The sequence below is a fragment of the Pseudomonas sp. TAE6080 genome (genome assembly GCF_018732265.1).
GTDB lineage: Bacteria > Pseudomonadota > Gammaproteobacteria > Pseudomonadales > Pseudomonadaceae > Aquipseudomonas > Aquipseudomonas brenneri.
Genome location: NZ_JAHIDY010000087.1, coordinates 1 through 5,539, shown reverse-complemented (window position 1 = coordinate 5,539; position 5,539 = coordinate 1). Strand labels below are relative to the sequence as shown.

At 62.4% G+C, this 5,539-nt stretch carries 3 protein-coding genes; 1 reads left to right on the top strand and 2 read right to left on the bottom strand.

Features of this window, described 5'->3' with window-relative positions; all coding sequences use genetic code 11:
• Positions 1–59: 59 nt before the first annotated feature.
• On the bottom strand, positions 60–3,128 hold the full coding sequence (locus KL786_RS29180) for an efflux RND transporter permease subunit (protein ID WP_215519811.1): 3,069 nt from the start codon (positions 3,126–3,128) through the stop codon (positions 60–62).
• Positions 3,129–3,130: 2 nt separating this feature from the next.
• Positions 3,131–4,243, bottom strand: a complete 1,113-nt coding sequence (locus KL786_RS29175) for an efflux RND transporter periplasmic adaptor subunit (protein ID WP_215519810.1) — start codon at positions 4,241–4,243, stop codon at positions 3,131–3,133.
• 337 nt (positions 4,244–4,580) lie between these two features.
• On the opposite strand from KL786_RS29175, the gene KL786_RS29170 reads away from it, so the two are divergent.
• On the top strand, positions 4,581–5,447 hold the full coding sequence (locus KL786_RS29170) for a pirin family protein (protein ID WP_215519809.1): 867 nt from the start codon (positions 4,581–4,583) through the stop codon (positions 5,445–5,447).
• Positions 5,448–5,539 lie beyond the last annotated feature (92 nt).

Genomic DNA, 5,539 nt, shown 5'->3' with positions numbered 1-5,539 from the left:
GGTGACATCTTCGCTGCCTGTACCGCCGCCATCGCAGCCTCGCTAAAGCTCGACAACTCCTACAAGGGGATTGCCGCCTGCACCTTGTCCCGCCCCAACACCAGGCTGCACAACGCCGGCAAAAACAGCAGCGTCAATAACGTCCCCACCAGCACCCCGCCAATCAACACATACGCCAGCGACGACCAGAACACCGACAAGGTCAGCGGAATAAACGCCAACGCCGCCGCCAGCGCGGTCAAGATCACCGGCCGGGCACGGCGCACGGTGGCTTCGACAATCGCCTCGCCGGTCGCCATGCCGTGCGCCTGGTTCTGGCGGATCTGGTCGGTAAAGATCAGGGTGTTGCGCATCAGGATCCCGCCAATCCCGATCAGCCCCAAAATGGCATTGAAGCCAAACGGCTGGTTGAACAGCAGCAAGGTCGGCACCGCGCCGATCAACCCCAGCGGGGCGGTGGCGAAGACCATGAACATCACGCCGAACGAGCGCACCTGGAACATGATCACCGTGAGGGTCAGCAGGATCATGATCGGGAACAGCGCGGCCAGGGCGACATTGGCCTTGGCGCTTTCTTCCACCGGGCCGCCGATGTCGATGCGATAGCCGGCCGGCAAGCCTGCGATCAGCGGTTGCAGGTCTTTGTAGACGGCTATTTCCACATCGGGCGGTTGCACGCCGTCGATGATGTCGGCGCGCACTTCGACGGTGCTCGCGCGGTTACGCCGCTTGAGGATCGGCTCTTCCATCACCGCCTGGAAATGCCCGACCTGGGCCAAGGGCACCGATACGCCGGCGCTGTTGGTCAAGGTCATGTTGTCGAGGTTGCCGAGGTCTTCGCGCTGGCTGCCCTGGGCGCGGGCCACCACGGATACGGTGCGGTTGCCTTCGCGCACTTCGGTGATGGGGTTGCCGCTGAGCAGGGCGTTGAGTTGGGATTTCACCTCGTTGGGGGTGAAGCCCAGCAGGCGCAGGCGATCCTGGTCCAGCACCAGGCGATAACCGCTGCTGCGCTCGCCCCAGTCGAGGAAGGCGTCCTTGGTCAGGCGGTTGGCGGCGACTACTTGGCGCACGTCTTCGGACACACTGCGCAGCACGTTCAGGTCCGGGCCGGACACGCGAAACACCACCGGGAACGGTACGGGCGGGCCGAACAGCAGTTGCGTGACCCGCACCCGTGCCGCCGGGAATTCGCCGGCGGCGATGCGTTCACGCATGCGCAGCTTCAAAGCGTCCCGCGCATGGGCGTCGGGGGTTTGCACGATCAGTTTGGCGAAGGCCGGGTCCGGCAGTTCGGGGTTCAACGACAGGAAAAAGCGTGGCGCACCGCCGCCCACGTAGGTGTCGACCATCGTGGTTTGCGGCTCTTGCAGCAGCGCCTTTTCCAACTGTGCCGCCACCGCTTCGGTGCTTTTGAAGGCACTGCCTGGCGGCATATACACCTCCAGGATCAGTTCGGAACGGTCGGAGTTGGGGAAGAACTGTTTTTTCACCAGGCCCATGCCCAGCCCGCACACCACAAAGGCCGTCACCACCAGCCCGGTCACCAGCCAGCGACGGCGTACGCAGGTTTGCACCAGGTTGCGCAGTTTCTGGTACCAGGGCCCGGCATAAATCGCATCGTGGCCGCCGGGCACCGGCTTGATGTCGGGCAGCAGCTTGACCCCCAGGTATGGGGTAAACACCACGGCGACCAACCAGGACGCAATCAGGGCAAAACCGACGATCCAGAAGATATTGCCGGCGTATTCGCCCGCTGCCGAACGGGCAAAACCCACCGGCAGAAAACCGATGATTGTCACCAGGGTGCCCGTCAACATCGGTGCCGCAGTGGCGCTCCAGGCGAAGGTGGCGGCGTGGATGCGGTCGAAGCCTTCTTCGAGTTTGACCACCATCATCTCGATGGCGATGATCGCGTCGTCCACCAGCAGGCCCAGGGAAATGATCAGCGCGCCGAGAGTGATGCGGTCGAATTCGCGCCCGGTCAACAGCATGATGACAAACACAATCGAGAGCGTCAGCGGCACCGCTGCCGCCACCACCAGCCCGACCCGAAAGCCCAGGGCCAACAGGCTGATGATCATCACCACGGCCAGGGCGACAAAGAACTTGAGCATGAACTCGTTGACCGCCAGGCTGATGTTTTTCGCCTGGTCGGCGACTTTTGCGAAGTTGATACCTAACGGCAGGTCAGCCTGGATTTTGGCTTCCTGGGCCTTGAGGCTCTTGTCCAGGTCCAGGCCGTTCCAGTGTTTTTCCATGATGATGCCCAGCATCAGCGCCGGGTCGCCCTGGTGGCGGATGCGGTAGCTGGGCGGGTCTTCGTAGCCGCGGCTGACGGTGGCGACATCGGCGATACGCAGCACTTTGCCGTCCACCGGCAGCGGCACGTTTTCGATCAACGCCAGGCTGTCGAAAGCCCCATCGATACGGATATAGGCGCGGGCGCCGGCGGTTTCGACAAACCCCGACGGGGCCACGGCGTTCTGCGCGGCGAGGGCGGCGAAGATCTGCTCGGGCTTGATGCCCAGGGTGGCCAGGCGTTCATAGGAGAACTCGACAAACACTCGCTGGGCCTGTTCGCCAAGGATGTTGACCTTTTTCACCCCCGCCAGATCGAGAAATTCCTGGCGCAGTGCTTCGGCCATTTGCACCTGCTGGCGATGGGGCAGGTGTTCGGCTTCGAGGGCATACAGGGCGAAGTACACATCGGAATATTCATCGTTGAAGAACGGCCCGATCACGCCCTTGGGCAGTTTGGCGGCCTCATCGCTGAGTTTTTTGCGGGTCTGGTAGAACAGGTCCTGGATTTCGTTGGGGCGCGTGGATTCGAGGAAGGTCATGCGCATCGATACAAAACCCGGTTGGGCGATGGTTTCGACGCGGTCGTAGTAGTCCAGTTCCTGCAGGCGCTTTTCCAGGCGGTCGGCCACCTGTTCCTGCATCTCCTGGGCCGTGGCGCCGGGCCAGGCGGCGGTGATGGTCATGACCTTGACCGTGAACAGCGGGTCTTCGGCGCGTCCCAGTTTGCCGAAGGAGAAAATCCCCGCCGCCAGGATGGCGAGGATCAGGAACAACGTTACGGCGCGGTGCTTGACCGCCAGTTCAGAGAGGTTGATACCGCGCATGATCATTGGCCCTGCCGACGGCTGAGTGCCAGCGCCTGGGCGGGCAGCAGCCTTATGCTGTCACCGTTGTGCAACAAGTGGGCGCCGAGGGCGACGATGATCTGGCCGGGGCTGACGCCGCTGCTGAGTACGGCGTCTTCCTGGCCCAGGTAGGCCACGACCACTGGGGCAAAGCTGACCTTGTCGTCATCGCCGATCAGCCATACGCCAGTGCCGCTACCCGTGTCGTGCAGGGCGCCAATCGGCACGCGGGTCTGTGGCAACGAGCCGCTGCCTTGCAAGCGCAGGGTGATGGTGGAGCCGAGCGCAAAGCGATCAAAGGTGCCGTGCAGCACGTAGCGCGCACGATAGGTGCGGGTGACGGGATCGGCACTCGCGGACAGTTCGCGCAAGGTCGCCGTGACGGCCTGGTCGGGCGCGCCGAAGGGCAGGGCCAGGGCTTTGTGCGAGGCCTGCTCGCGCTGGTTTTCCGGCAGGTTGATGATTGCTTCCCGCGCACCGTCGTGGGCCAGGCGCGCGACAATCTGCCCTTCAGCCACCACTTGCCCGCGCTCGACGCGCACATCGGTGACCACGCCGTCGTTATCGGCCCTGAGCACGGAGTAGGTGCGGCGGTTTTCGATCTGGCTGGCGTCTGACTGGGCGGCGGCCAGTTCGGCTTCGGCGACCCGCAGGTTGGTCGCCGACTGGTCGAAAATCTGCCGCGACACTGCGCCAGTGCTGGCCAGGCGTTGGTAGCGGCTTGCGTCATCACGGCGCTGGCGCAGTTGTGCCTGGGCGGCGTTGACGCGGTTTTTCGCCGAACGTAGCGCCAGTTCGAAGTCGCCGATATCCAGTACCAGCAAGGTGTCGCCACGGGACACATGTTGGCCGGGATCGACCTTACGCTCGATCACTTTGCCGCTGACCCTAAAACCCAGGTCGCTTTCGGTACGGGCTGCCACCACGCCGGTATAGGCACTCTGCTGACTGGCGGCGGCTTCAACTTTGGCTGCCAGCACCGGGCGCGGCGCAGGTGTGTGGGAGGCGGTATCAGCCGGGCTGTTGCAGCCGCTGAGGAGGATCAACAGCGCCAGGGGCGGGAAAAGGCTGCGAAGGGGAGGACGTGGGCTCATTTCAGGCTCCTGCTGCTGGGGCATTAAAAAATTACGATCGTAATATTAAGTCGCATATTATGACCGAAATATAATTAAATCCAGCCCTTCATTTTCAAGCTCGACAGTGACTACGGGATACGCGGGGTGGTGGTTATCACACTTTGTCCAAGTTAAACGGGCGCAGATGATGATTCTCTTTTGAGATCAATCCTGAAGGTCTACGCCCATGCTTCCTGTTTTTCGTTTTGCGTCGCTGTCATTGGATCGTCCCATGTATGGAACGATGCGAGTCAGATTCGCTGTCTACCGCCTTATTGGTATTGGATTTAAGGTGTATTCACTTTGGAGGACCCTCATGAAAAACATCATTGGTATCTACACCAGCCCGCGTAGCCACTGGGTAGGCGACGGTTTCCCGGTTCGCACGCTGTTTTCCTACGACACTATGGGCAAACACATCAGCCCGTTCCTGCTGCTGGACCACGCTGGCCCGGCGGAATTCACCCCGACCAGCCAACGGCGTGGCGTGGGCCAGCATCCGCATCGCGGCTTTGAAACTGTGACCATCGTCTACAAGGGCGAAGTCGAGCACCACGACTCCACCGGTGCCGGCGGCAAAATCGGCCCGGGTGATGTGCAGTGGATGACGGCTGCCAAGGGGATCCTGCACGAAGAGTTCCATTCCGAAGCGTTCGCCAAAAGTGGCGGCGCCCTGGAAATGGTGCAGTTGTGGGTCAACCTGCCGGCCAAGGACAAAATGAGCGATGCTGGCTACCAGACCATCCTCGACGGTGATATTCCGTCGCTGCCCCTGGCCGATGGCGCCGGCAGCCTGCGCCTGATTGCCGGTGAGTTCGCCGGCGAGAAAGGCCCGGCCCGCACCTTCACGCCGATTGACGTGTGGGACCTACGCCTCAACGGCGGCAAGGCCGTGACCCTGGACCTGCACGCCGGGCGCAATACCGCGCTGGTGGTGCTCAAAGGCACCGTGCACGTCAACGGCAAGGAACTGGCGCGCGAAGGGCAACTGGTGTTGTTCGAGCGCGAGGGTGAGCAGATCAGCCTGGAGTCGAACAACGACGCCATGGTCTTGCTGCTCAGCGGTGAGCCCATCGACGAGCCCATCGTCGGTCACGGCCCATTCGTGATGAACACCGAGCAAGAGATTCATCAGGCCTTCGCCGACTTCCAATCCGGCCAGTTCGGCCAGATGCACGGCTGATACTGAGTGAGGCTGCGATGGCGGCGGCACAGGCGCTAGAGATGTATTGCCTGACCCACCGCTATCGCAGCCTCGCCGGGGCTCGACAGCTC

Excerpts from the sequence above, each read along its gene's own strand:
- KL786_RS29175 (WP_215519810.1), bottom strand. The coding sequence starts at position 4,243 with ATGAGCCCACGTCCTCCCCTTCGCAGCCTTTTCCCGCCCCTGGCGCTG.
- KL786_RS29180 (WP_215519811.1), bottom strand. The coding sequence starts at position 3,128 with ATGCGCGGTATCAACCTCTCTGAACTGGCGGTCAAGCACCGCGCCGTA.
- KL786_RS29170 (WP_215519809.1), top strand. The coding sequence starts at position 4,581 with ATGAAAAACATCATTGGTATCTACACCAGCCCGCGTAGCCACTGGGTA.